The organism is Amycolatopsis echigonensis, from assembly GCF_002846615.1.
Taxonomy (GTDB): domain Bacteria; phylum Actinomycetota; class Actinomycetes; order Mycobacteriales; family Pseudonocardiaceae; genus Amycolatopsis; species Amycolatopsis echigonensis.
Map to the genome: position 1 here is coordinate 7,810,649 of NZ_PJMY01000003.1, position 24,342 is coordinate 7,834,990.

At 70.6% G+C, this 24,342-nt stretch carries 22 protein-coding genes and 1 pseudogene; 14 read left to right on the plus strand and 9 right to left on the minus strand.

The annotated features are described in order from the left end of the window. Positions 1-44: 44 nt before the first annotated feature. Entirely contained in the window at positions 45-917 is an 873-nt protein-coding gene (locus tag ATK30_RS41870; protein WP_101440210.1) for a DUF2382 domain-containing protein, read from the minus strand. A gap of 454 nt (positions 918-1,371) precedes the next feature. Between ATK30_RS41870 and erm the strand changes: the two genes are divergently transcribed. Together erm and ATK30_RS41880 are read left to right on the plus strand one after the other, a co-directional pair. Continuing rightward, the gene (gene erm / locus ATK30_RS41875; RefSeq protein WP_101440211.1) at positions 1,372-2,133 is read left to right on the plus strand and encodes a 23S ribosomal RNA methyltransferase Erm; all 762 of its coding nucleotides are present in this window, start codon (positions 1,372-1,374) and stop codon (positions 2,131-2,133) included. Positions 2,134-2,235: 102 nt separating this feature from the next. Beyond that, positions 2,236-3,696, plus strand: coding sequence for an aldehyde dehydrogenase family protein (locus tag ATK30_RS41880; RefSeq protein ID WP_101440212.1), 1,461 nt, complete (start codon positions 2,236-2,238; stop codon positions 3,694-3,696). Here the strand turns inward: ATK30_RS41880 and ATK30_RS41885 are convergent. Next, entirely contained in the window at positions 3,687-4,295 is a 609-nt protein-coding gene (locus tag ATK30_RS41885) for a TetR/AcrR family transcriptional regulator (protein ID WP_208637567.1), read from the minus strand. The genes ATK30_RS41880 and ATK30_RS41885 overlap by 10 nt on opposite strands. Positions 4,296-4,421: 126 nt before the next feature. Between ATK30_RS41885 and ATK30_RS41890 the strand changes: the two are divergent. Continuing rightward, a pseudogene (locus tag ATK30_RS41890) lies at positions 4,422-6,329 on the plus strand (primary-amine oxidase); the annotation flags it as partial. 14 nt (positions 6,330-6,343) lie between these two features. Then, positions 6,344-7,255 carry a LysR substrate-binding domain-containing protein gene (locus ATK30_RS41895; protein WP_101440215.1) on the plus strand — a complete coding sequence of 304 codons (912 nt, stop codon included), beginning with the start codon at positions 6,344-6,346 and terminating at the stop codon, positions 7,253-7,255. A gap of 31 nt (positions 7,256-7,286) precedes the next feature. Here ATK30_RS41895 and ATK30_RS41900 read toward each other — a convergent pair whose 3' ends face one another. Then, positions 7,287-8,528 (minus strand): flavin-containing monooxygenase, encoded by a 1,242-nt coding sequence (locus ATK30_RS41900; RefSeq protein WP_101440216.1) that lies wholly within the window; start codon positions 8,526-8,528, stop codon positions 7,287-7,289. 226 nt (positions 8,529-8,754) lie between these two features. On the opposite strand from ATK30_RS41900, the gene ATK30_RS41905 reads away from it, so the two are divergent. The 6 genes from ATK30_RS41905 to ATK30_RS41930 all read left to right on the plus strand — a co-directional run bounded on the left by ATK30_RS41905 (position 8,755) and on the right by ATK30_RS41930 (position 15,424). Further along, entirely contained in the window at positions 8,755-9,177 is a 423-nt protein-coding gene (locus ATK30_RS41905) for a RidA family protein (RefSeq protein ID WP_101440217.1), read from the plus strand. After that, on the plus strand, positions 9,174-9,851 hold the full coding sequence (locus ATK30_RS41910; protein ID WP_101440218.1) for a DUF1028 domain-containing protein: 678 nt from the start codon (positions 9,174-9,176) through the stop codon (positions 9,849-9,851). The genes ATK30_RS41905 and ATK30_RS41910 overlap by 4 nt, the downstream gene beginning before the upstream one ends. Then, positions 9,851-10,984, plus strand: a complete 1,134-nt coding sequence (locus ATK30_RS41915; RefSeq protein WP_101440219.1) for a M20 family metallopeptidase — start codon at positions 9,851-9,853, stop codon at positions 10,982-10,984. The genes ATK30_RS41910 and ATK30_RS41915 overlap by 1 nt, the downstream gene beginning before the upstream one ends. 26 nt (positions 10,985-11,010) lie before the next feature. Continuing rightward, positions 11,011-12,417, plus strand: a complete 1,407-nt coding sequence (locus ATK30_RS41920) for an aspartate ammonia-lyase (RefSeq protein ID WP_101440220.1) — start codon at positions 11,011-11,013, stop codon at positions 12,415-12,417. 154 nt (positions 12,418-12,571) lie between these two features. Then, complete coding sequence (locus tag ATK30_RS41925; protein ID WP_183122710.1) at positions 12,572-13,915, plus strand: MFS transporter; 1,344 nt, start codon at positions 12,572-12,574, stop codon at positions 13,913-13,915. A 33-nt stretch (positions 13,916-13,948) separates the two neighbouring features. Continuing rightward, complete coding sequence (locus ATK30_RS41930) at positions 13,949-15,424, plus strand: APC family permease (protein WP_101440221.1); 1,476 nt, start codon at positions 13,949-13,951, stop codon at positions 15,422-15,424. Positions 15,425-15,427: 3 nt separating this feature from the next. Here ATK30_RS41930 and ATK30_RS41935 read toward each other — a convergent pair whose 3' ends face one another. Both ATK30_RS41935 and ATK30_RS41940 read right to left on the minus strand, forming a co-directional pair. Continuing rightward, positions 15,428-16,282 (minus strand): SAM-dependent methyltransferase, encoded by an 855-nt coding sequence (locus ATK30_RS41935; RefSeq protein ID WP_101440222.1) that lies wholly within the window; start codon positions 16,280-16,282, stop codon positions 15,428-15,430. A gap of 58 nt (positions 16,283-16,340) precedes the next feature. Beyond that, positions 16,341-17,015, minus strand: coding sequence for a hypothetical protein (locus ATK30_RS41940; RefSeq protein WP_167442088.1), 675 nt, complete (start codon positions 17,013-17,015; stop codon positions 16,341-16,343). Between the two features lie 143 nt (positions 17,016-17,158). On the opposite strand from ATK30_RS41940, the gene ATK30_RS47175 reads away from it, so the two are divergent. Together ATK30_RS47175 and ATK30_RS47180 are read left to right on the plus strand one after the other, a co-directional pair. Beyond that, positions 17,159-17,767 (plus strand): alpha/beta fold hydrolase, encoded by a 609-nt coding sequence (locus ATK30_RS47175; protein ID WP_312877366.1) that lies wholly within the window; start codon positions 17,159-17,161, stop codon positions 17,765-17,767. Next, positions 17,764-18,099, plus strand: a complete 336-nt coding sequence (locus ATK30_RS47180; protein ID WP_312877365.1) for an alpha/beta hydrolase family protein — start codon at positions 17,764-17,766, stop codon at positions 18,097-18,099. Before ATK30_RS47175 ends, ATK30_RS47180 begins: the two co-directional genes overlap by 4 nt. A 3-nt stretch (positions 18,100-18,102) precedes the next feature. On the opposite strand, the gene ATK30_RS41950 is transcribed toward ATK30_RS47180, so the two are convergent. Next, a complete protein-coding gene (locus ATK30_RS41950; protein WP_101441354.1) occupies positions 18,103-18,627 on the minus strand; it encodes a dihydrofolate reductase family protein in 525 nt (174 codons plus the stop codon). Positions 18,628-18,686: 59 nt separating this feature from the next. Next, entirely contained in the window at positions 18,687-19,103 is a 417-nt protein-coding gene (locus ATK30_RS47605) for a hypothetical protein (protein ID WP_376772073.1), read from the minus strand. Positions 19,104-19,246: 143 nt separating this feature from the next. Here ATK30_RS47605 and ATK30_RS41960 point away from each other — a divergent pair, with 143 nt between their 5' ends. Beyond that, complete coding sequence (locus ATK30_RS41960; RefSeq protein ID WP_244194882.1) at positions 19,247-19,861, plus strand: S1 family peptidase; 615 nt, start codon at positions 19,247-19,249, stop codon at positions 19,859-19,861. Positions 19,862-19,869: 8 nt separating this feature from the next. Here ATK30_RS41960 and ATK30_RS41965 read toward each other — a convergent pair whose 3' ends face one another. Further along, the gene (locus ATK30_RS41965; protein ID WP_158242579.1) at positions 19,870-22,122 is read right to left on the minus strand and encodes an FUSC family protein; all 2,253 of its coding nucleotides are present in this window, start codon (positions 22,120-22,122) and stop codon (positions 19,870-19,872) included. A gap of 88 nt (positions 22,123-22,210) precedes the next feature. Here ATK30_RS41965 and ATK30_RS41970 point away from each other — a divergent pair, with 88 nt between their 5' ends. Beyond that, positions 22,211-22,660, plus strand: a complete 450-nt coding sequence (locus ATK30_RS41970; RefSeq protein ID WP_101440225.1) for a MarR family winged helix-turn-helix transcriptional regulator — start codon at positions 22,211-22,213, stop codon at positions 22,658-22,660. Positions 22,661-22,711: 51 nt separating this feature from the next. Here ATK30_RS41970 and ATK30_RS41975 read toward each other — a convergent pair whose 3' ends face one another. Then, positions 22,712-24,301 (minus strand): acyl-CoA synthetase, encoded by a 1,590-nt coding sequence (locus ATK30_RS41975; RefSeq protein WP_101440226.1) that lies wholly within the window; start codon positions 24,299-24,301, stop codon positions 22,712-22,714. Positions 24,302-24,342 lie beyond the last annotated feature (41 nt).

Genomic DNA, 24,342 nt, shown 5'->3' on the forward strand with positions numbered 1-24,342 from the left:
CGCCCGGAATCGATCCGGCGGGAGACAGCGGCGTCGCGGGCGCGTCAGGACTTCTTGCCCCGCCGGCTGTCGTCGTCGATGTCGATCCGCTCCTTGCGGACCTTCCCCTCGACAGTCTGCTCCTCGGTGACCTGCTCGGTGCCGAGGCGCACCCGCTCCACCGGCACGGTTTCCTTCTGCACCACCGGCTTTTCGGCGTGCAGCACGACGTCCTGCTCCGTCTCGCCGATTTCGGCCCGGCCGGCCGCCTTGGCGTCGGTGATCGGCTCGCGCTCGACGCGCACTTCCTCGTGCGTGACCGGCACGGTCACCTGCTCGTCCTCGGTCACGACGTACTTGCGCAGCCGGACGTGGCCGGTTTCGACCTGTTCGGTGCCGACCCGCAGGCGTTCCTCGGAACGGACCACGTCGCCTCGGCCGGACGCGTCGTGCCGTCCGCCCTTGGCCGCGGCGGTCTCCTGGCCGGTCGGCTGCCCGCGGCCAGCGGTGCCGCCCATCGCAGCCTCGCGCCCACGGCCCGCGGCACCGCCTGCCGCACCGCCCGCGGCGCCACCTGCCGCCGCGTCACGGCCGCGGTTCTGGGCGTTCTCGCCAGTCGCGCGCGGCGTCGGCAAGCCGTAGTACTTGTACAGCTCGGCGCTTTCCTTTTCGGAAAGGTGGCCCTCGGCGTCGATGCGCGGAGCCTCGGACACCTGGTCCTTCGCGACCTGGACGTGCAGGCCGTCGTTCTCCATGCCCGCACCGGACAGCGGCACGAAGCTCTCCTTCTGGCCGAACAGCCCGGTTTTCACCGTCACCCACTCCGGCCGCCGCGTGTCGTCGGCGAGATAAACCGTTCCGACCTTGCCGATCTTGCTGCCCGCATTGTCCACCACGGTGCTGTCGACGAGATCCTGCGGCTGGATTGCGCGTACCATGGATCCACTCCATTTCCCGAATCGGATTTCGTGCTTCGGTTCCCACTGTCCGGCTGGTCAAAGTGCCGCGCAAGGTCCGCACCCCTCAGCCGAGCGACCCCGTTTCGTGTCAGTTTGCGGGCCGTGATCAGCGGGTAGTTCCGTCACGAGAGGACCGCGCGAAGGCGGTTCCCGCCGGAATTGGCGAAAATTGTTCAGCTGCCGGATCCCGGAAAGGCGCGGCCCCATTCCCGCGAGCTCGCGCGGCCCGGCGGGAAAACTCGGATGCGGCCGGTCGCGCCGGTCGGCTAGGCTTTCGCCCATGGGTGCCGCTTTCGCCGCATACGCAGTGACTCGTCTCCGCAACGCCTGAGCGCCGGACGCACACCGCTCCGCCGCGCTCTCCCCCGTTGTCCGTCCGGGCCGCCTTTCCTGGCCCCCGGGTCGCTTCCTCATGCGCGGAGTCCGCATCCTCATGTCTGCCCGACCTTTCGGCGGACGGCACGAACTCGGCCAGAACTTCCTCGCCGACCCCGCCGTCATCGCCGCTGTCTGCGCTGCCGCCGCCCGCACGACCGGTCCCCTCGTGGAACTCGCCGCGGGCGACGGTGCGCTGACCCTCCCGCTCAGCCGCACCGGCCGTCCGCTGACCGCGGTCGAACTCGATCCCCGCCGCGCCCGCCGCCTGGCGCGGCACACGGGCGACCACGTCAAAGTCGTCCACGGCGATCTGCTCCGGCACCGGCTGCCCGACGTTCCGCACACCGTCGTCGGCAATCTTCCCTTCCACCTCACCACCGCGACCCTGCGGCGGCAGTTCCGGCAGCCGCACTGGGAACTCGCCGTGCTGCTGGTGCAATGGGAAGTCGCCCGCCGCCGGGCCGGAATCGGCGGCGCCTCCCAGATGACCGCTGCCTGGTGGCCGTGGTTCGAATTCGCCGTCCCGGCCCGGGTCCCGGCGCACGCGTTCCGCCCTCGCCCGGCCGTGGACGGCGGAATACTCGTGATCACCCGCCGCACGGACCCGCTCGTCCCTGATCAGGCGGAGTACCAGAAGTTCGTCCGCGCAGTCTTCACCGGACGCGGCCGCGGGCTGGGCGGGATCCTTCCCCGCACCGGTCGCGTCAGCGCCCGCACGGCGCGCGCCTGGCTGGCCCGCAACCGCCTGTCGCCGCAGGCACTCCCCCGCGACTTGACTGCCGAGCAGTGGGCATCGCTGTGGGAGCTGACGCAGTGACCTTGCATCGATTCGCCTGATGCACGGCAGCGAAAAGCTCTGCTTTCCCGCACCGCGGCACATGGCGATAGTGAGCGGAAACGACGAAAGGCGGTTCCGAGAATGAACCACGGCGACTGGGTGCACGAGGCTGCGCGATTGCGCCCCCGTACTGCGGCCTTTGTGGACGGTGATTGGCTCGACGCCAAGTCCGGCAGGACTTTCGCCACTGTCAACCCGGCCACCGGGCACCCGGTCGCCCACGTGGCCGAATGCGGCCGAGACGAGATCGACGCCGCGGTCGCCGCCGCGCGGCGAGCGTTCGAGGACGGCCGCTGGTCCCGGCTCGCCATCGCCGAACGCAAGAAGCGCCTGCGGAGACTGGCCGATCTCATCGGTGCGCACGGACGGGAACTGGCGCTCTGCGACACCCTCGACGTCGGTCGCCCGATCTCGGACACGTTCGGCCAGGACGTGCCCGCGACCGCCGAGTGTTTCGCCTGGCACGCCGAAGCTCTCGACAAACGCTACGACGAGGTCGCGCCCGCGCCCCCGGGCGCCTTCGCCGCGATCCGGCGCGTGCCGCTCGGGGTGGTAGGCGCGGTCGTGCCGTGGAACTTCCCGCTCGACATCGCCGGGTGGAAACTTGCTCCGGCATTGGCCGCGGGCAACAGCGTCGTCCTCAAACCCGCCGAGCAATCCCCGCTGTCCGCCCTGCGGCTGGGAGAACTCGCCGCGGAGGCGGGGATTCCGGACGGGGTGCTCAACGTCGTGCCGGGCTTCGGCGAGACCGCGGGCCAGGCGCTCGGACGGCATCCGGACGTCGACGTCCTCGCTTTCACCGGGTCGACACCGGTGGGCGGGCTGTTCCTGCGCTACGCCGGGGAGTCGAACCTCAAACAGGTCTGGCTCGAATGCGGCGGCAAGAGCCCGGTCGCGGTGTTCGCCGACGCGGACCTCGACGCCGCCGCGGACCTGGTCGCGTTCGGTTTCTGCGCGAACTCCGGCCAGGTCTGCTCGGCGACGACCCGCCTCCTCGTCCAGGCCGCGGCAGCCGGCGAATTCCTCGCCCGCCTGCGGGAGAAGGTCGCCGCGTGGGTGCCCGGCGATCCGCTGGACCCGGCCACGAAACTGGGTCCGATGATCGACGAGAACGCGGCGGCGCGGGTGCTGGCCGCCGTCGAGGCCAGCAGCGGAACCGTTGTCGCCGGCGGAACTCGCCGGGGCGCGTTCCTGGACCCGACCGTCGTGACTGACCTGCGCGCCGACGATCCGCTGGTCACCGACGAACTATTCGGACCCGTGCTCGCGACGCAGTCCTTTGAGACTGAAGCGGACGCGATCAGGCTGGCGAACGACACGGCATACGGCCTCGCCGCGTCAGTCTGGACCCGCGACCTCGCCCGCGCACATCGCCTCTCGGACGCAATCCACGCCGGGACGGTCTCGGTGAACACAGTGGACGCGCTCAGCGTCGCGACCCCGTTCGGCGGCTTCAAACAGTCCGGCTTCGGCCGCGACCTTTCCCTGCATTCGTTCGACAAGTACACCGGCCTCAAGACGGTCTGGACGGCCTACGCCTGACCGAGATCGCGTCCGGTTTCCGCGGCCAGATATCCCAGCAGCAGCTCGCGCGTCCGGGCTGCGGACAAGCTGGTGTTGCGCCCGGCCAGATGCAGACCGTAGGCGTCCTCCAGCGCCACCGCGTTCGCCGCGATGTCCGCTGCGGGCGAGCGCAGCTTGAAGACGCCGGTGTCCCGCCCGTGCGCGAGCGCGGCCGAGTACAGCGACACCTCGCGGTCCCACAGCGCCGTCATCAGCACCGCGTGCGCCGGGTTGCGCGCCGCGTGGACGTGCATTTCGTACAGCACCCGGCCCAGCGGATCGCCTTCCCCGGCGGGAAGCCCCGCGTCGACCAGCCGCACCAGCCGCCGGACCGGATCGCCCTCCGCCTCCGCCGCGTGCGCTCGCGCCCAGTAGAACCGGTCCACCGCGTCGCGGTGCAGCTCGAACAGCAGATCGTCGAGGTCCGGGTAGTAGTAGCTGACCGAGCCCGCCGACAGCCCGGCTTCCTCGGCGACGTCGCGCACGCGGAGGCCGGCCAGCCCCCGCGCCCGGATCGCTCGGGCGGCCGCCGCCACCAGCTCGTCGCGCCGCTTCGCCTGGTCCTTGGGTCGTGCCACGTCCAGGATTATTGATGATGTGCATCGAAAAACCCAGTACCCGTTCCGGAGAACCGACCCCTTAAGGGCCTTGCCAGCCAGACCGCCACGACGCATTCTTTGCGCTAGACCGCAAAGAATGAGGAGACACGCATGGCCCACCCCCTCTCGCGCCTGGCCGAAGACGAGGTCGCCCGCAACCGCGAACTGCTGGTCGAAGCCGGGATCGCGACCGAGAGCACCCGGTTCGCCCTCGTCTCGCTGCTCGAACCGGCGAAGGCGGCCGTGCTGGCCTGGCAGCCGGGCGACCCGGTGGACCGCCGCGTCCGCTCGCTGCTGCTCGACCGGCAGACCGGCGCGGTGCGCGAGGCGGTCGTGTCGCTGACCCGCGGCGAGGTCGTTGCCGACCGGGCGGTCGACGTCGTGGCCGAGGGGCAGCCGCCGATCCTGCACGAGGAGTTCGACCTGGTCGAGGAGATCCTCTGGAAGGACGAGGCGTGGAACGCGGCGATGCGCCGCCGCGGCATCGGGGAACCGCGTTCGGTGCGGATCTCCGCGCTGAGCGCCGGATGCTTCGACCTTCCCGGCGAAACCGGGCTGCGGCTCGTGCGCTGCCTGGCGTTCTTGCAGCTCAACAAGGACGACAACCTCTGGGCGCATCCGATCGACGGCGTCGTGGCCTACGTCGACCTGATCGCCGGCCGCGTGCACGACCTCGTCGACGACGGTCCGGCCGAGATCCCGCGCACCGCCTACGACTACCACCTCGACCGTCCGGCCCGGACGACCCAGAAGCCCATCGCGATCACCCAGCCCGAGGGCCCGAGCTTCACCGTCGAGGGCGACGTCGTCACGTGGGAGAAGTGGCAGTTCCGGATCGGCTTCAACGCGGTCGAAGGCCTTACCCTGCACCAAATCGGGTTCCAGGACGGCGGACGGCTGCGTCCGGTCGTGTACCGCGCCTCGGTCGCCGAGATGGTCGTGCCCTACGGCGATCCCAGCCCGGTGCGGTTCTGGCAGAACTACTTCGACGCGGGCGAGTACTCGCTGGGCAAGGAAGCCAACTCCCTCACCCTGGGCTGCGACTGCCTCGGCGAGATCCGCTATTTCGATGCCACCGTGCACGACGACGACGGCCAGCCGCGCACCGTCGCCAACGCGATCTGCATGCACGAGGAAGACGCCGGCGTGCTGTGGAAGCACACTGACCACTACAACGGGAGTGTCTCCACCCGGCGGCAGCGTCGGCTGGTCATCTCGTTCTTCGTCACCGTCGGCAATTACGACTACGGCTTCTACTGGTATCTCTACCTCGACGGCACCATCGAGCTCGAGTGCAAGGCCACCGGCATCGTCTTCACCTCGGCCTTCCCCGCCGGCGACGACTATCCGTGGGCCGCCGAAATCGCCCCCGGCATCGGCGCGCCGTTCCACCAGCACCTGTTCTCCGCGCGGCTGGACATGATGGTCGACGGCCTCTCCAACGCGGTCGACGAGATCGACGTGGAGCGAGTCCCGATCGGCCCCGGCAATCCGTACGGCAACGCCTTCACCCGGAAGATCACCCGGCTGGCCAAGGAATCCGAGGCCGCCCGGCTCGCCGACGGCAATCTCGGCCGCACCTGGCGGATCAGCAATCCCGAGTCCCGCAACGCGCTCGGCCAACCGGTCGGGTACACGCTGCACCCGGAGGGCCTGCCGCCGTTGCTGGCCGACGACGCGTCGTCCATCGCCCGCCGCGCCGCCTTCACCCGCAAGCATCTGTGGGTCACCGCCTACGCCGAGGACGAGCGCTTCCCGGCGGGCGAGTACGTCAACCAGAACGCCGGCAAGACCGGCATCGACACCTGGATCCAGGCCGACCGCGCCCTCGACGGCGCCGACCTCGTCGTGTGGCACACCTTCGGGCTCACGCATTATCCGCGCACCGAGGACTGGCCGATCATGCCGGTCGACCACACCGGGTTCACGCTCAAACCCAGCGGGTTCTTCGACGCCAATCCGGCGCTGGACACGCCCGCCCCGCAACCGCAGCATCCCGATTGCTGCCACTGAGGCAGGATGTCGGCATGAGCGAGCCTTCCTTCACCCTCGTGCAGCTGCGCTACTTCGAAGCTGCCGCGCGGCATCTGAGCATGACAGCCGCGTCGAAGGAGCTGATGGTGTCGCAGTCGGCCGTTTCGACGGCGATCGCGCAGCTGGAGAAGGAAATGGGCGTGCAGTTCCTGCTGCGCCACCACGCCCGCGGGCTCAGCCTGACCACCGCCGGCGAGGAGTTCTACAAGCGGGTGCTGGATTTCCTGGCGCACGGCGCGGAACTGGTCGAAACCGCCCGGCAGTCCGGCACCGACCTGGTCGGGACGCTCACCGTCGGCTGCTTCACCACGCTCGCGCCGTTCCGCCTGCCGAGCCTGCTGGCCGAATTCGAGGCTCGGCACCCGCGCGTCCACGTGTCGCTGCGCGAGGGCGAGCACAAAGCGCTCAAGACCGCGCTGCGGGCCGGGGAAACCGAACTCGCGATGCTGTACGGCTACGACCTCGACGACGACATCGACCGCGAGGTGGTCGGTACCGCCGCTCCGTACGCGCTCGTCTCCGAGGACCACCGGCTCGCCCGGCGGAAGAGCCGCAAGGTGTCGCTGCAGGACCTGGCGGACGAGCCGATGGTGCTGCTCGACCTGCCGCACAGCCGGGAGTACCTGCAATCGATCCTCAGCGACGCCGGGGTGGCGCCGCGGATCCGGCATCGGACCAGCGGGTACGAGACCGTGCGGGCGCTGGTGGCGTCCGGGCACGGATTCGCGTTGCTCAACCAGCGTCCGCCGAATGACACGACTTACGCGGGCGCCAGCGTCGTGCCGCTCGCTCTGACCGACGATGTTCCGTCGCTGGAGATCGTGCTCGCGACGATGCGCGGCGTGCGGCTCACGCGGCGAGCACAGGAATTCCGAGAGCTGTGCCGCGCCATGTACTCGCGATAGCGGCGCGAGCGAACCCGCGCCGCCCACTCGATCAGAAGTTCTGGTACCCGCGCTGGATCGCGACGTGATCTGCCACGAATTTCGCGTCATGCCATACGCCCCAGATGAAACTCGACCCGCGCCGCGCCAGCCACGGCAGGCCGATGAAGTACACGCCGGGCGCGACAGACACGCCGCGGCGGTGCTTCGGCCGTCCGTTCTCGTCGAAGGCGTCGACCTGCAGCCAGCTGTAGTCGACGGCGAACCCGGTCGCCCAGACGATCGAGGTCACTCCGGCGGCGGCCAGATCCAGCTCCAGCACCGGATCGGTGACGCACTCCGGGTCCGGGCCCAACTCGCGGGCGGACGGTTCCTCGGGCAGGTCGAGCCCGTTGCGGGCCACGTAGGCGTCGGCTTCGTCAAGCAGGGCAAGGTAATTCTCGTCGCCCGCCGCGATGTTCTTCGCCAGGTCCGTCGCGAAGCTGAGCTTGCCGTCGGCATACGCGCCGGTCATGCCGACGAGCGTGATGCCGAGCCCGGCCAGCGCGCGGAAGTCCACGGTGTGCCCGCCGCGCGCGCCGCTGACCGCGATGGTCACGTGTTCCGCGCCGGCGGGCGGCGTTTCGGCGTCCCACTTGCCCAGAACGCCGAGCCACCAGCAGAAGTCGCGGTCGCGGTAGCTGCGCGGCGGACGGTCGTGCGGGCCGACGGACAGGTACACCTCGCGTCCCGCACGACGCAGTTCCTCGGCGATCTGCACGCCCGACGAACCCGCGCCGACCACCAGCACCGCGCCTTCGGGAAGCTGCTCCGGGTTCCGGTAGCCGCTCGAGTGGAGCTGCACCGGACCGGCGTCGGCGGACACGATCGGCGGGATCACCGGCCGCTGGAACGGACCGGTCGCGGCGATGACGAACCGGGCGTCGACGGTTCCGTCCGAGGTTTCGGCACGGAACCCGGGCCTGCCCTCGTGCCTCCGCACCGACGTCACCTCGACGCCGGTCCGGACCGGCGCGGCGATTTTCTCCGCGTACGCCTCGAAATACGCCGCGACCTGGTCCTTCGACGCGAATTCGCCGGGGGCCACGTCGGGGAATTCCAGGCCGGGGAACCGGTCGTGCCATGCGGGGCCGTTCGCGACGAGCGAGTCCCAGCGCTCCGTCCGCCAGCGTTCGGCGATCCGGTTCCGCTCCAGGACGAGGTGCGGCACGCCGCACTCGCTCAGGTGCTCGCTCATCGCCAGGCCGGCCTGTCCCCCGCCCACGACGAGGGCCTCCACCTGTTCGCTCGACATCCCAGACCTCCGCTCCGGCTTCAGCGCGGTTCAGCGCCGTCTCCCCGGATCCTCACGGCCCGCACTGCCCGTGTCCAACAGATGTTTCCGGCACTCAAGATCTGTTTTCCCGATGCAGATTGCATCACTGATTCCGATGCATTGGTCCGGAAAGATCTACTGGACAGAACCTCGGCCGCGCGGTCAGGCTGAGGCGTCCGACGACCGCCGCACGGAAGGCCACGCAGTGACTGTCCACCGTCGCATCCGCCCGTTCAACACCCGGGACACCTACCCGGAGCAGAACCTCGACAACGACCTGTGCCAGGCCGTCGTCGCCAACGGGACGGTCTACGTCCGCGGCCAGATCGGGCAGGACCTCGACACGAGCGAATCGGTCGGGATCGGTGACGTCGCCGCGCAGGCCGAGCGGGCGATGGCGAACATCAAGATGCTGCTCGAAGAAGCGGGCAGCCGGATGGAGCACCTGGTCAAGCTCACGATCTACCTGGTCGACCCGCGCTACCGCGAGGCCGTCTACCGCACCGTCGGGCGCTGGACCACAGGCGTGCACCCGATCTCGACCGGCGTGGTCGTGTCCGCGCTCGCCCGGCCGGAATGGCTGTGCGAGATCGACGCGATCGCGGTGATCCCGGAGGAGGAGAAGTGACCTTTTCGATCGTCGCCCGCGACACCGCCGGTAACGCCGTCCGGTTCGGCATCGCGGCCAGCTCGTCCAGTCCGGCGGTCGTCGCCCGCGTCGCGCACCTGCGCCCGGGCCTCGGCGCGGCGGCCTCGCAGAACATCACCGACCCGCGGCTCGGCGGACGGCTGCTCGACCGGCTCGCCGAGCACGGGGATCCGGAGAAAGCACTCGCCGACGTCACGTCGGCGGCGGAGCACATCGAGTACCGGCAGCTGACTGTGGTCGGCCGCACCGGACCCGGTTTCGCTTACAGCGGCCCGAAAACCCTCGGTACACATGCGTCGGCGACGGCGGACGGAGTGGTCGCGGCGGGCAACATGCTGGCCGGCGAGCACGTCCCCCAGTCCATGGTGGACGCTTTCGCCGACGCGAGCGGCGAGCTCGAACAGCGTCTCCTCGCGGCCATGCGCGCCGGGCTCGCGGCGGGCGGCGAGGAAGGACCGGTGCGGTCCGCCGGGCTCGTCGTCGTGTCCACTGCGGACTGGCCGGTCACGGATCTGCGCGTGGACTGGGCGGACGAGCCGATCGAGCAGCTCGCCGAACTCCTCGACGTCTGGCTCCCGCAGCGCGACGACTACGTGACCCGCGGCCTCGACCCTGCCGCTGCACCGTCCTATGGCGTGCCGGGTGACGAGTGATGGGCACCAGCAAAGCGGCCGCGCGCGCCGAGGTGGAACGGCACGCCGACGAGCTGATCCAGCTGTCCGAGCGGCTGCACGCCGACCCGGAAACCGCCTGGGAAGAGCACCGCTCGGCGGCTGCGGTGCCGGAACTGCTCGACCGGGCCGGGTTCGCCGTCACCTCGAAGTACCTCGGACTGGACACCGCGTTCCACGCCAGCTTCGGCTCCGGTCCCCGGCGGATCGCGCTGTGTGCCGAGTACGACGCCCTGCCCGGCCTGGGCCACGCCTGCGGGCACAACCTCATCGCGGCCAGTTCGATTGGCGCCGCGCTCGGGCTCGCTCGAGTTGCCGATGACCTCGGGATCACCGTCGAGGTCTACGGCACCCCGGCCGAGGAGGGCGGCGGCGGGAAGATCGAGCTGCTGGAACGCGGCGCGTTCGCTGGGGTGGACCTCGCGATGATGGTGCATCCGGCGCCGGTGGACGTGGCCGAAGCCCGGCCGTTCGCCGTCAGCCACTCGAAGGTTGCCTACACCGGCAAGTCCGCACACGCCGCCGCTTATCCCGAGGCCGGGGTCAACGCGGCCGACGCGTTCACTGTCGCTCAGGTCGCGATCGGCCTGCTGCGGCAACACCTTCCGGCCTCGGTCCGGGTGCACGGAATCGTGACGCACGCCGGGGACGCCCCCAACGCGATCCCCGAGCACGCGTCCGGCCGATGGTACGTACGGGCCGAAACGCTGGCGGAACTGTCCGAAGTGGAGCCACGCGTCCTGCGGGCGTTCGAGGCCGGCGCGCTGGCCACCGGCTGCGAGCTGAGTGTCGAACCGGAAAGCAAGCCCTACGCCGAATTCCGGGCTGACGAGACAGCGTTGGCCGCCTACCGCGCCAATGCCCTCGAACTCGGCCGCGAGTTCGCGCCGGACGGCACAGCGTCGCGGATGAACCGCGCCTCCACCGACATGGGCAACGTCTCGCAGGTCGTGCCCGCGATTCATCCCTACATCGGCATCGGCTCGCTGCCCGCGATCAATCATCAGCGCGAGTTCGCCGCGCATTGCGTCGGCGGCACCGCGGAACGGGCCCTGCTCGACGGCGCGATCGCGCTGGCGTGGACCGGCGTCGACCGCACCGACCGCATCTCCTGAACTGCCCCTCCCCGGGAAGGACACCGATGTCCAGTACCCGCTCCGAACACGACATGCTCGGCGAGATCAGCGTGCCCGCCGACGTCTACTACGGCGCGCACACCGCCCGTGCGCTGGTCAACTTCCCGATCACGCGCGAAACGCTCGCCGACCGGCCGCACCTCGTCACCGCGCTGGCGACCGTCAAGGAGGCCGCCGCGCGCGCCAACGCGGAGGTCGGCGCGCTCTCCCCGGAACGGGCCGCGGCCATCGTCCAAGCCTGCGCGGAGATCCGGGACGGCCGCCTGCACGACCAGTTCGTCGTCGACCTCATCCAAGGCGGCGCCGGGACCTCGACCAACATGAACGCCAACGAGGTCATCGCCAACCGGGCCCTGGAACTGCTCGGCCACGCCCGCGGCGACTACGCGCAACTGCATCCGCTCGACCACGTCAACCTCGGCCAGAGCACCAACGACGTCTACCCCACCGCGGTCAAACTCGCCCTCGACCGGCATCTCGCCGAACTGCTCGGTGCGCTCGCCGCGCTGCGGGAAGCGTTCGCGAACAAGGCGATCGAGTTCGCCGACGTCCTCAAGATGGGCCGCACCCAGCTGCAGGACGCCGTCCCGATGACGCTGGGCCAGGAGTTCGGCGCGTTCGCCGCCACGCTCGGCGAGGACGAGCAGCGGCTCGCCGAAGCCCGGCTGCTGCTGCACGAGCTGAATCTCGGCGGCACGGCGATCGGCACCGGCCTCAACGCGCGCCCCGGGTACCGCGAGAGAGCCGTCGAGCATCTGCGCGAGCTGACCGGGATCGCGACGCTCGTCTCCGCGCCCGACCTGATCGAGGCGACCCAGGACGTCGGCGTCTTCGTGCAGCTGTCCGGCGTGCTGAAACGCGCGGCGGTCAAATTGTCCAAGATCTGCAACGATCTCCGGTTGCTCTCCTCCGGGCCGCAGGCGGGATTCGGCGAGATCACGCTGCCCGCGCGGCAGGCCGGGTCGTCGATCATGCCGGGCAAGGTCAACCCCGTCATCCCGGAGGCGGTCAACCAGATCGCCTTCGAGATCATCGGCCACGACGTCACGATCACGCTCGCCGCCGAAGGCGGGCAACTGCAGCTCAACGCCTTTGAACCGATCATCGCGCGGGCTTTGACGGCTGGGCTCGACCACTTGACCGCCGGTGCCCGGGTGCTCGCCGAACAGTGCGTACGCGGCATCACCGCACGCCGAGAACACCTCGCCGACCTCGTCGCCGCCTCGACCGGGCTGGTCACCGCGCTGAGTCCGGTGCTCGGCTACGAAACCGCGTGCACGCTCGCCTTGGAAGCGCACCGAACCGGCCGTCCTGCCCTGGAACTGGTGCGGGAACGGCGGCTGCTGACCGATGCCGAAGTCGGCACGCTGATCACCCCGCAGGCCCTCACCGGCGGACCGTCCGGCACGTGAACGCTGTGTTTCCCCGCCGTCAGCCGCTCGTGTCGGCACAGCTCAGCGCTTCTGCATAACCCGAACAGATGCCTTGCTTTGCTTATTACTTCTTGTTAGATGCCGCGAGCCGCTCTTAGCGTCCTCCCGGAGAACCGGTCCAAGGAGGCCATTCATGACCGCACCCGACGCCTCTCCGGCGCCCGATCTCGCCGGGCACAGCGCCGATCCCGCCATGCTCCGCCGCAGCGTGGCCGCCGGCGCCGTCGGCGTTTTCGTGCACTGGTTCGACTGGGCTGCCTACGCCTACCTCGCCAGCACCATCGCGTCCGTGTTCTTCCCGGCGGGCAACTCGACCGCGGGCTTGCTCGCGGTGTTCGGCGTCTTCGCGGTGTCGTTCGGGATCCGCCCGATCGGCGCGCTGATCTTCGGGCCGCTGGGCGACAAGATCGGCCGCAAGCGCACGCTGTCGGTGGTCATCTTCGTGATGTCCGGGGCGACGCTCGTGATCGGCCTGCTGCCGGGGTACTCCACGATCGGCATCGCGGCCCCGATCCTGCTGGTGCTGCTGCGCTTGCTGCAGGGTCTCGCCGCGGGCGGCGAGTTCGGCAGCGCGGCGAGCTTCCTCGCCGAGTACGCGCCTCGGCGGCGTCGCGGCTTCGGCGTCAGCTGGCTGGAAGTCGGTTCGCTGCTGGGCTTCCTCGCCGGTTCGTTCGTGTTCCTGCTGCTGTCGGTCGGCCTGACGGGCCCGCAGCTGGCGTCGTGGGGCTGGCGCGTCCCGTTCCTGATCGCCGCGCCGCTGGGCGTCATCGGGTTCGTCATCCGCAGCAAGATCGAGGACACCCCGGAGTACCGCGCCCTCGAAGCGACCGACAACGTGCCGCGCAGCCCGGTCCGGGAACTGTTCCGCCACAACAAGAAGCAGCTGCTCCAGGCGGCCGGGCTGATGACCATGATGCACGTGCCGTTCTACGCCGTGCTCACGTATCTGGTCACCTACGAGACCGATTACCTCGGCCACTCGTCCGGCAGCGCGGCGGCACTGTCCACAGTGATCTCGCTCGTCGGGCTGTTCCTCGTGCCGTTCTTCGGCCGCCTTTCCGACCGGGTCGGACGGCGACCGGTCCTGATCGGCGCGGGTGTCGCGCTCTTCGTCCTCGCCATCCCCGCGTACCTGCTGATGCGCACCGGCCTCGTCGGCACCTGGATCGGCGGGCTCGCCCTCGGCGCCATCCTGGCGGCGATTCTCGGCACCTACGCGGTGTGGTCGGCGGAGATCTTCCCGACCCGCACCCGCCAAAGCGGGCTCTCGATCGCGTACAACATCACTGCCGCGCTGTTCGCCGGAACCGTGCCGTACCTGATGACGGTCCTGATTTCCGCCACCGGCAGCACGCTCGTGCCCGGTCCGTACCTGATGGTCGCCGCCGCGGTCGGCCTCATCGCGGCGTTTTCGATGCGCGAGACCGTCGGAACCCCGTTGCTGCACAAGGAAGACCTGGAGAACACCGAAGCCTGACTCCTGCCCTCGATTCACCAAAGGCGGTGAAGCGTGTCCGAGCCTCAGTTCGTCAACACCGAATCAGGAAACCTGCGCCGGAATCTGCGCCGGATCGACTCGATCTTCCTTGCGGTCGCGGCCATCATCTCCGTGGACACCATCGGCCAGATCGCGACTTCCGGAGCGGAGGCGGTCACCTGGACCGCCGTGCTCCTGGTGCTGTTCCTCTTCCCGTACGGCCTGGTCATGGCCGAGCTGGGCAGCGCGTTCCCGGCGGAGGGCGGGCCGTTCGTCTGGCTGCGGCTCGCGTTCGGGAAGCTGCCCGCCGCGCTCGGCACGCTGCTGTACTGGATCACCAATCCGGTGTGGCTCGGCGGATCGATCACCTTCCTCGCCGCGGCGACCTGGCAGCACTACCTCGTTCCCGCTTCGCCGGGCGGGTTCGCGGACTACGCGTTCAAGCTCGTCTTCATCTGGCTGGCAATCCTCGGCGCGGTCGTGAGCCTGCGGTACGGCAAGTGGTTCATCGCCGCCGGGGCTCTGCTCAAGGTGGGCCTGGTGGTGCTCTTCGCCGTCACCGCGGCGATCTACGCGGCCCGCAACGGCGTCCACGGATCGCTGGCCTTCTCCCCCAGCATCGGCGGATTCCTCGCTGTCGTCCCGGTTCTGATGTTCGCCCTGGTCGGGTTCGAGGCTCCCAACGGCGCCGCGGAGGAAATGCACAACCCGCGACGCGACGTCCCGGTCACGGTCGGCGTGTCCGGTCTGGTGTCGGCGTTGTGCTATCTCGTGCCGGTTTTCGGCATCGTGCTGGTGATGCCGCCGGACAAGATCAACGGACTCGGCGGTTTCCTCGACGCGGTGCGCCAGGTGTTCTCCGTCTACGGCGGCGCTTCGGGCGCGATGCTGACGCTCGCCGCCGTCGTGTTCGTCTTCGTCCTGCTGAACCAGGGCTGCTCGTGGATGATCGCGTCCGACCGCATCCAGGCGATGGCCGCCGTCGACGGCGCGTTCCCGCGCTGGTTCGGCGCTTTCCACCCGAAGCTGAACACCCCGCTGCGGGTCAACCTGCTCTCCGGCGTGGTCGCGACCGCGTTCACCGTCGTGGCGACGATTGTGCAGAGCAGTTCCGCGTCGGCGGTGTTCGCCGTCGTGCTCAACATCGCGGTGAGCACGCTGCTGCTGTCCTACCTGCTGATCTTCCCGACGATCCTGGTGCTGCGCCGGAAATACCCGTCGATCGACCGGCCGTTCCGCGTACCCGGCGGACGAGCCGGGCTGTGGATCAGCACCGTGCTGATCTACGCGTGGATCCTCCTCGGCGCCTGGCAAACCATCGCGCCCGGCGTGCTCGACCAAGCCCTCGGCCTGCCCTACGACTTCCAAGCGACCTGGGGCGTCTCCCGGCTCACCTTCGAACTCTTCACCGCAGGCACCCTCGCCGTCCTGATCGGCTTCGGCTTCACCGGCTACCTCATCGCCCGCAGACAACCCACACCGGTCACGGAAGTCCCGCAGCCGGCGTAGCGGTCACACCTTCCGGCCCACCACACCCGCGACGCACCGGGCCGCGTCGCTCAGCGGCTTCAGCCTCGGGCCGTCCTGCCACCATTCGTCGGCGACCGACAGGCCGGGGCCGTCCGTGCGGCTCGGCGGGAGCAGTTCCAGACCGGGCAGCATCGCCTCGATCTCCGCGCGGGTCCGGAACCGGCCCGCGCCCAGCGGGCCGGACACGAGGATCTCCTCGATCCGCTTCGCGACCGCGGTCAGCTCCGGCACCTCGGGGTCGTAGAAATGCGCCAGCGCGACGTACGAGCCAGGCGCGAGAGCGTCGATGTACTCGCGCATCACCTCGACCGCGCCGTCGCCCTCGTAGTGGTGCATCGTGCCGATGTGCAGCAGCGCGATCGGCTCCGAGAAGTCGAGGTACTCGCGCACCGTTTCGTGCTGCAGCACCGCCTGCGGCTCGAAGATGTCGGCCTCGACCATGTGCGTGAAGTCGTTGTCCTCCAGCAGCGCGCGGCCGTGCGCGAGCACCACCGGGTCGTTGTCGACGTACACCACCTGCGCGTCGCGGTGGTAGCGCTGCACGATCTGGTGGGTGTTCTCCGCCGTCGGCAGCCCGGAACCGCAGTCGAGGAACTGCCGGATGTCGGTCTGGCTCGCCAGCATCCGCAGCACGCGGTTGTGGAAACCGCGGTTGCCGCGGGCGATGTGCACCGCCTCGGGGACCGCCGTGCTGATCTTCTCCATCACCGCGCGGTCCACCTCGTAGTGGTGGCTCCCGCCGAGGAATCCGTCGTAGATCCGCGCGATGCTCGGGCGGTTCGGGTCCACCCCCACCGGCACCTGGCTGGGCGACAACGGGGACGACGAGCCGGTCATGGACACCTCGCGGAGCAGTCGGTCGGCAGTGACCTACTCAGAGTAGTACTCCCGCCGCTCAGCCGTGCCAGCGCCGCGGCGCCTGGTCGCCGCCGCCCCATTCCTCCAGGTACGAGCTGACCGCCGAGCGGAACGTGTCGTCCCACGAGTCGTGCGGCTGGTTTCCGCTCTCCTGCTCCGGTTTCTGCGTCGGCTGGACGCGCGGCGGCGGCGCGGTCGTCGCGGGACGGCTGCTGGCGCGGACGACCGTGTCGCGCACCTGGCCGGTCGCCGGGGCCGGGGACGCGCTGAGCGTGCTCACCGCGGGCGGCGCCGACGACGTGTGGACCGGAGCGGGCGGCGGCTCCACGGGCTGCGAATCAGTCCCGCCGGACGCCGACGGCCACAACGCCCACGAACCCAGTCCGGCGCACACCAGGACCGCCGCACCGGCGAAGACGCCGTACCGAGCTGGCCTTCGCTGGGGCGGCGGCGCGGTCTCGGCGGGCGGCGCGGGCGGCTCGGCCAGGGGCACCGGGCCGCGTTTGGCGAGCTGTTCGACCGGGGAGCCGGTCGAGACGTCGAGGACCCCGCCGAACGCCGCCGAGGCCGGGTCGTCGGTGCTGTCGGCCCGGGGCCGCCGCACGAGCGGCGGGGGTTCGCTGCCGTCGATCCGGGGCATCGGCGCCGTCTCGGACAGCCGCACGAGGTTCGCGACCGACTCGAGGTCGCTGCCGGACTCCGGGTTCCCCATCCAGACCTCCACCCCGCCGGGGCCGCGCGTCCGCGGCGCTTCCGGCGCCGCAGATCCTAGGGACCCCCGGTCCGCGCTGTAAACCCGCGCCGGACGTGATCCAGTACGCTCGACGGGTTTCCGGCCTGGGGAGGAGGCCCGCGATGCGGCCGTTTTCCGTCGAGCCCGACGCCGCCGGCATGCTCGACGCCGGCGACGGACAGCAGATCTACTGGGACGCCAGCGGCGCCGGCCGGCCGGTGCTGTGCGTGCACGGCGGTCCCGGCGGGGGCGGCGGCAGCTTCGGCCGCAGCGGATTCGACCCGGCGAAATTCCGCGTCGTCGTGTTCGACCAGCGCGGCTGCGGACGGAGCACGCCGAGCGTCGCGGACCCGGCGGTGAGCCTGGAGCACCAGACCACCGAGCGCCTGATCGCCGACATGGAGAAGCTGCGCGTCCACCTCGGCGTCGAAAACTGGCTGCTCTACGGCGGTTCCTGGGGCGCGACGCTCGCGCTGGCCTACGCCCAGCGGCATCCGGACCGGGTCAGCGGCATCATCCTGGTCGCCGCGTTCACCTCGTCGCCGGACGAGATCGACTGGCTCTACCGCGGCGTCCGGCGGCTGCTGCCCGCGCAATGGGAAGCGTTCCGCGCGGGCGGCCCGACCCGGACGGAGACCTCCTCGCCGGGTACTCGCAGCTGCTCGCGAGCCCGGACCGTGCGGTGCGGCTCCAAGCCGCGCGGGACTGGTGCTCCTGGGAGGACGCGGTGATCTCGCACGAATGGGTCGGCGGCCGCACCGGCCAGTTCAGCGCGGGCACGGACGAGGAGCTGATCACGCTCGCCCGCCTCTGCGCGCACTACTACCGCCACCACGCCTGGCTCGAGGACGACCAGCTGCTCCGCGACATCCACCTGCTGCACGGCATTCCGGCGGTGCTGATCCACGGGCGGGCCGATCTGAGCGCGCCGCTGCGCAAGGCGTGGCAGCTCGCCCAGGCTTGGCCGGACGCCGAGCTGGTCGTGATCGACGCGGGGCACACCGGGAGCCCGTCGATGGGGACAGCAGTTCTGGAAGCGATCGCGCGGTTCGAGGACCGCTGACAGTCAGCGCAGCACGCGATACCGAAGGCTCGTCCCCTGCTGCGCCACCAGCTCCAGCCGCACGGGCGGGCCTGGCCGCTCGAACAACCGCACTCCGCCGCCCAGCAGCACCGGCATCACCAGCACCTCCACCTCGTCCAGCAATCCGGCCTCCACGCAAACCCGCCCCACCGAAGCGCCCAGCACGTTGACCGTCTTCTCCCCCGCCGCCGCGCGAGCGGCCGCGACGCCTTCCTCCAGCGAGGAACAGAACGTCACCCCAGGAACTGCCGCCGGTGCGGGCCGCCGGGTCAGCACCACCTGCGGCCCGTCCCATCCGCCGCCGAAAGCCTTGCCCTCGCCTTCAGTGCCGCGATACGGGTCATCGCCGGAGAAGGTCCGGCGGCCGACCAGCAGCGCCCCGACCTCCGCGGCCAGCTCGTCCGCCGAAGCCTCCCCGGTGTAGGGCGCGAGCCAGCCCATGTCCCCGCCGGGTCCGGCGATGAACCCGTCCAGCGACATCGCGGCGGAATACAGCAGCTTTCCCATGTGGTGCACCTCCGATTCGGTTTCCGGTACCGACTCCGGACGGCACGAAAACTCATCGGTCAGCCGGACAGCGCGAGCCTCACGGCGTTCTCGGTGCCGCGCTGGATCCGCCATCGGGCCCTCCTCGACCACCCCGCCCCGTAGTGCAGCACGACGGCCCGGTCCGCAACCCGCTCCATCACGGCCAAGTCGCGGCCGATGGACAGGCACGCGAACGCCAGTTCCCGCTGCGGGTCCGCCAGCAGGTCCAGCACCGAAGCCTGCACCGAGACGTCCAGCGCGCTCGTCGGCTCGTCCGCGATCAGCACCCGCGGCCGTTGCTCGCGCCGGTCGTCGCGCGCGGATTGAGGGCGAACGCCGGGCCGAAGCTCGCGCGACGTCCACGCCATCGACCGACGTTTGCGCAGGTCGCCGACGGCCCGATGGCCCGGCTCAACACGCCGTTCGACCTCCGGTCCGGCCACCGTTGCGGTCACCCGTTCGGACGCACTCCCGGAACAGTCGGCTGACTCGGTTTGTCCCGCCGGCTGCCCGGCGCTGGACTGGCCGCACGTATCGAGTCTCCTGTGGACGGAAGGATCTGCCGACGTCTCGCTGCTCGCGCCGAAAACTGGTCGGGGTGCTGATTTCCGCGGTTGTCGCCTTGCTGGCTTCCGCGACGCCCTCCGCGGCGAGTGGGGCGGTGAGCGGCGGCGACGCGATGTACACCGTCTCTCCGGGGCCCGGCCGCGAGCCGTACTACTGTTCCGCCGGGTTCGCGATCCTCGTCAAGAACGTGCGGTACGTCCTCACCGCCGGGCACTGCACGGAGCACGGGCTCGACTGGAAAGACATCGGCCGCAACGTGGACTCCCACTTCCCGGTCACCGATTACGGCCGCGTCGAAGACTCGTCCGGCTCCGGGCACAGCCGGGTCGACCTCTACGACGGCAGCACCCAGCGGATCCTGCGCGCGGGCACCCCGCAGGTGGGACAGCTGGTGTGCAAGAGCGGCATGACCACGAAGAAGACGTGCGGGAAGGTCCTCGGCCTCAACCAGACCGTGAACTTCGGCGACGGCAAGCAGGTCGTCGGGACGATCGCCACCGACATCCCGGTCGGGGCGGGCGACAGCGGCGGCCCGTTGTTCTATGCCGGGGTCGGATACGGCGTCCTGTCCGGCGGGAACAACCGGGTCAGCTTCTTCCAGCCGCTGCCGCCCGTGCTCGCCGCCTACGGGGCCGCGCTCGCCTGAGAGCCGCCCTATCCGGCCGAGCGCTCGCCCGGGATGCCCGCGCGGACCTGCCGATACAGCCTCGGCACCGTCGGTGCGGGAAGGGCGGGCAACCGGCGCGGACCCGCCGGTCCGGTCGCCGCGAGATCGCACAGCACGTGGTACAGGTGGCTCAACGCGCGCAGCGCCGGGTCGTTCGCCCGGTCGCCGGGCGCGGCCGGGGTGTAGGCGAACAACGCGAGGTCCGCGCGGGCCAGCGGTCCCTCGGCGGCCGTCCGGCCGGTGCCCGGCGGCGCCAGGGAGAGTTCCTCGACCGCCTCGGCCAGCGCGGCGCACGCCGCGGCCGGGCCGTCCGGGTGCCGGGCGCACGAACCCGGCGGCATCCGCATCGCGACCGCGAGCGCGCGGCCATGCGTCGTCAGCGCGGCGTAGAGCGACAACCGGTGCCGCAGCCGCGGCGAGGTGGTGCCGCCCAGCACCGGGCGCGTGAGCGGGCGGGCGACCAGCGCGAGCTGGTAAAGCCGGTGGTCCAGCGTCCGGGCGAGCGCGTCGAAGTCCGGCGGCGGATCGGAGTGCTGCCGCTCCAGCCGCGCTGCGGCCGCCGTCAGCAGTTCGCGCAGGGAGTCGAGCAGGTTGTTCCGCACCGTGCGCACAGTGTCGCGAGTGGACAGTGGCGTGACGAGCATCGCCACCACCAGCCCGACCGCCGCGCCGATCGCGGTCTCTTCCAGCCGCAGCAGGAGCAGGCCGGGCGAGAACTCGTGCAGCACGCTGTAGAGCTGGCCGACCATGATCGTGATGAAGAAGATCATGTACGCGTACGAGAGCCGGATCAGGTAGAAGCCGAGGAACATGCTCCCGCAGATCACCCCGAGCACCGCGGCGGTGTTGCCCGCCGTCAGCTCGGCCAGCCCGATCGACGCGGCCAGCCCGACCAGCGTGCCGAGCACCCGGTTGAAGCCCTTGAGGAACGTTTCGGTGCGGGTGGCGGTGCCGGTGAACATGATGAACGCGGCCAGCACCGCCCAGTAGTAGCGAGCGTCCGACAGCTGTTTGCCGGCGAGGATCGCGAGCGTGCCCGCGATCGCGCCCTGCACCGCTTGCCGGGAGACGAAGTCCAAGCGGGACAACGGATTCCAGCGCGCCTGCCGCGCCGGGACCTCGCCCGCGGCGGCGGCCGAACCCGGCAGCGCGCCGAACACCAGCCCCACCGCGGGTTCGAAGTCGTCGACCGGTTCCGCGCCGACCGCGCCCGGCTTCCGCGCGCGCTCCAGCACCGGCGCGATTTCCAGCGCGGCCGCGGCGAAGTGCCGCGCGGGCCACCAGCCGCCCGCCGTGCCGCCCGCGCGCTCAGCCAGCGCGGCCAGCCGATACGCGACCTCGGCCGCACCCCGGTCGTCATGCCGCGCCAGCCGGTCCGCGACCTCGGCGGCAGGCACGGCGAGCCCGGACCCGCTGTCGACGAGCGCGCACGCGGCGGTGGCCAGCTGGTCCAGCAGGTGATGCGCGTCGACCATCGCCCGGCGGAGCGCCGCCGCGGAGAACCCGGCCGGGACCGCCCCCGGTTGCGCTGACCAGGCTTCGATCATCAGCGCCGCTTCGGCGATCCTCGCCTGCTTCGCCTGGACTCGCCGGCGCAGCCGGGTCTCCTGCCGCGGGTCCCGGTTGCCCAGCAGGTCGGCGCAGGCGCGCGCGAGCGACCGGCCGCGCGCGTCGAACGAGCGGACCACCTGGCCGAGGGTGCGTTTCGGATTGGTGCGCAGCAAGGTCAGCGAAAGGAGCAGCACCCACGCGGACGCGACCGTGACGGCCAGCAGCAGCGCGGGCAGGGCCGCCATCGTCGCGTGCAGGAAGGACGCGAAGAAGTAGCCCATCCAGGCCATGAAGCCGTAGAAGAAGAACACCGGCCCGAAGCGGCGGACGAACACCGCCAGGAACATCACCACGACGAAGACGACGAGCATCAGATCCGGATGCGCGCCGACCGCCGCGCCCGGAGCCATCCCGGCGGCGAACGCGACCGGGAAGAACACCGCGGTCTTGACCTTCGCCCACGCGCCCGCGTCGCCGAGGGCCATCGATCCCATCATCGCGACCACCGCGCCGAGCAGCATGCCGACCAGCGCGCCCTTCGCGTCCGCGCCGGTGAGATGGGCCAGCAGGTATTCGACGCCCAGCGCGGTGGCCATCGAGACGGTCGCGCCGAGCGCCGAGCGCAGCCTGCTCAGCCCCGGATCCGACGAGACGACGCGGTCCCGGATCTCCGTGCTCCTGGACAGCATCAACCCGCCTTCCGGTCCGTCTCCGCCAATCATCGGTATGATACCGGTATTCCCGCGACGCTTCTTCGGCTCATCGGAGGACCTGGCCATGGAGCAGACCAGCGAGGCGCTCGACGTGCTGGAACGCGCCACCGCGGTGCTGGTGCGCAACTTCGAGCTGCTGCGCCGCCGCACGGACGTCTACGCCGAACTGGACCAGGCGGAGTACCTGATCCTGCGCACCCTGGACGAGCTGGGCTCGGCCGACATCGGCACGCTCGCCGGCGCGCTGGGCCTCGACCCGTCCACCGCCGGACGCCAGGTGTCGGCGCTGCTCGGCAAGGACCTCGTCGAGCGCAGCCAGGCCAGCGACGACCGCCGCCGCTGCGTGATCACCCCGACCGGCCGAGGCCGGGAACTCATGCATCTGACCCGCGCCCGACGCCGGTCGTCGGTCGGCGACCTGCTGGACGACTGGACGACGGACGAGCTCCGCGCCTTCGCCGGATTCCTCGACCGGTACAACGCCGCGGTCGCCCGGCGGTACCTGCGCACCTGACCTCGCGAGCGGCCATGCCGGTGAGAACCGGCAAAGACACTCCTGAGGAGGTCAGGACTTCGCCAGGTCCGCGTGCCCCTCCCGCAGCGCGCGCTTGACGATCTTCCCGCTCGGGTTCTTCGGCAACGCGTCCACGAACACCACGTACTTCGGGCATTTGTACCCGGCGAGATGCTTCCGGGCGTGCGCGAGGACCTCGTCCTCGGTGAGCGTCACACCCTCGCGCGGCACGACCGCGGCGGTGACCGCCTCGATCCAGTGCGGGTGCGCGACGCCGAACACCGCGACCTCGGCGATCCCGTCGAGCAGGTACAGGGCTTCCTCGACCTCGCGGCTCGCGACGTTCTCGCCGCCGGTCTTGATCATGTCCTTCTTCCGGTCCACCACCGACAGATAGCCCTCTTCGTCGAGCACGCCGAGGTCGCCCGAGTGGAACCAGCCGCCCGCGAAGGCCGCGGCGGTTTTCTCCTCGTCCTCGTAGTAGCCGAGCGTCGCGTGCGGGCTGCGGTGCACGATCTCGCCGACCTCGCCGGGCGGCAGTTCGCGGCCGTCCTCGTCCACGATCCGGGTCTCGACGTTGATCGACGCCCGGCCCGCCGAACCCGCCTTCGCCAGCTGTTCGTGCGGGCGCAGGATCGTGGCGAGCGGGGCCATTTCGGTCTGGCCGTAGAAGTTCCACAGCTGGACGTCCGGCAGCCGGCGCGCGAGTTCGCGCAGCACTTCGACGGGCATCGGCGACGCGCCGTAGTAGCCCTTCCGCAGGCTGGACAGGTCCGTCGTGTCGAACGCCGGGTGGCGCAGCAGCGAGATCCACACCGTCGGCGGCGCGAACAGCTTCGTCGCGCGTTCGCGTTCCACCGCGGCCAGCAGCGCCGCCGGGTCCGGACCGGGCAGGATCACGCTGGTAGCACCGAGATAGACGTCCACAGACAGGAAACAGTCCAGCTGCGCGCAGTGGTAGAGCGGCAGCGAATGCACCTCGATGTCGTCGCCGGTCATGCTCCCGTCGATCGCGCACGAGACGTACTGCGCAATCAGCGACCGGCTCGACAGCAGCACGCCCTTCGGCCGCGATTCGGTGCCGGAGGTGTACATCAGCCGCAGCGGATCGTCGTCTGCCACGGCCACGGCCGGGGCGGTTTCGTCGCCGGGCTGGTCGATCCAGTCCGCGACGCTCTCCCATTCGCCGCCGCTGCCGCCGATCCGCCCGCGCACGACATCGGCGCGGCCGGAGCGCTTCACCGCCTCCGCCGCGGTGTCGAGCAGCGCGTCCTCGGCGATCAGCCCGGACACTCCGGCGTGGCCGAGGATGTACGCGACTTCCTCCGCGCCGAGCATGAAGTTCACCGGCACCAGCACCACGCCCAGCTTCGCCGTGGCGAACACGAGCACCGCGTATTCCCAGCAGTTGCGGCTGAGCAGCGCGAGCCGGTCGCCCTTCGCGAGGCCGCGCTCGGCGAGCCGGTGCGCGCACCGGTTGACCGCCGCGTCGAACTCGCGGTACGTCGCCCGGCGCTCGCCGGAGACGATCGCGAGCTTGTCCGGCAGGCGCAACGCGGTGCGCCGCAGGAGATCCCCGACGGAATGCTGGCGGGCGTGCTGGATCGCTTCCGCCGTTTCGGCGCTGAACGGGCTCGGCATAGCGGGAGTCTCATCCACCGGCGCGGCGCGCGCAAGCAGGA

Coding starts and splice junctions, on each gene's coding strand:
- ATK30_RS41900 (WP_101440216.1), bottom strand. CDS start 8,528: ATGTCGAGCGAACAGGTGGAGGCCCTCGTCGTGGGCGGGGGACAGGCC.
- ATK30_RS41965 (WP_158242579.1), bottom strand. CDS start 22,122: ATGCTGTCCAGGAGCACGGAGATCCGGGACCGCGTCGTCTCGTCGGAT.
- ATK30_RS41870 (WP_101440210.1), bottom strand. CDS start 917: ATGGTACGCGCAATCCAGCCGCAGGATCTCGTCGACAGCACCGTGGTG.
- ATK30_RS41915 (WP_101440219.1), top strand. CDS start 9,851: ATGGGCACCAGCAAAGCGGCCGCGCGCGCCGAGGTGGAACGGCACGCC.
- ATK30_RS47175 (WP_312877366.1), top strand. CDS start 17,159: ATGCGGCCGTTTTCCGTCGAGCCCGACGCCGCCGGCATGCTCGACGCC.
- erm (WP_101440211.1), top strand. CDS start 1,372: ATGTCTGCCCGACCTTTCGGCGGACGGCACGAACTCGGCCAGAACTTC.
- ATK30_RS41895 (WP_101440215.1), top strand. CDS start 6,344: ATGAGCGAGCCTTCCTTCACCCTCGTGCAGCTGCGCTACTTCGAAGCT.
- ATK30_RS41940 (WP_167442088.1), bottom strand. CDS start 17,015: ATGGGGAACCCGGAGTCCGGCAGCGACCTCGAGTCGGTCGCGAACCTC.
- ATK30_RS41970 (WP_101440225.1), top strand. CDS start 22,211: ATGGAGCAGACCAGCGAGGCGCTCGACGTGCTGGAACGCGCCACCGCG.
- ATK30_RS41880 (WP_101440212.1), top strand. CDS start 2,236: ATGAACCACGGCGACTGGGTGCACGAGGCTGCGCGATTGCGCCCCCGT.
- ATK30_RS41935 (WP_101440222.1), bottom strand. CDS start 16,282: ATGACCGGCTCGTCGTCCCCGTTGTCGCCCAGCCAGGTGCCGGTGGGG.
- ATK30_RS41920 (WP_101440220.1), top strand. CDS start 11,011: ATGTCCAGTACCCGCTCCGAACACGACATGCTCGGCGAGATCAGCGTG.
- ATK30_RS41975 (WP_101440226.1), bottom strand. CDS start 24,301: ATGCCGAGCCCGTTCAGCGCCGAAACGGCGGAAGCGATCCAGCACGCC.
- ATK30_RS41925 (WP_183122710.1), top strand. CDS start 12,572: ATGACCGCACCCGACGCCTCTCCGGCGCCCGATCTCGCCGGGCACAGC.
- ATK30_RS41950 (WP_101441354.1), bottom strand. CDS start 18,627: ATGGGAAAGCTGCTGTATTCCGCCGCGATGTCGCTGGACGGGTTCATC.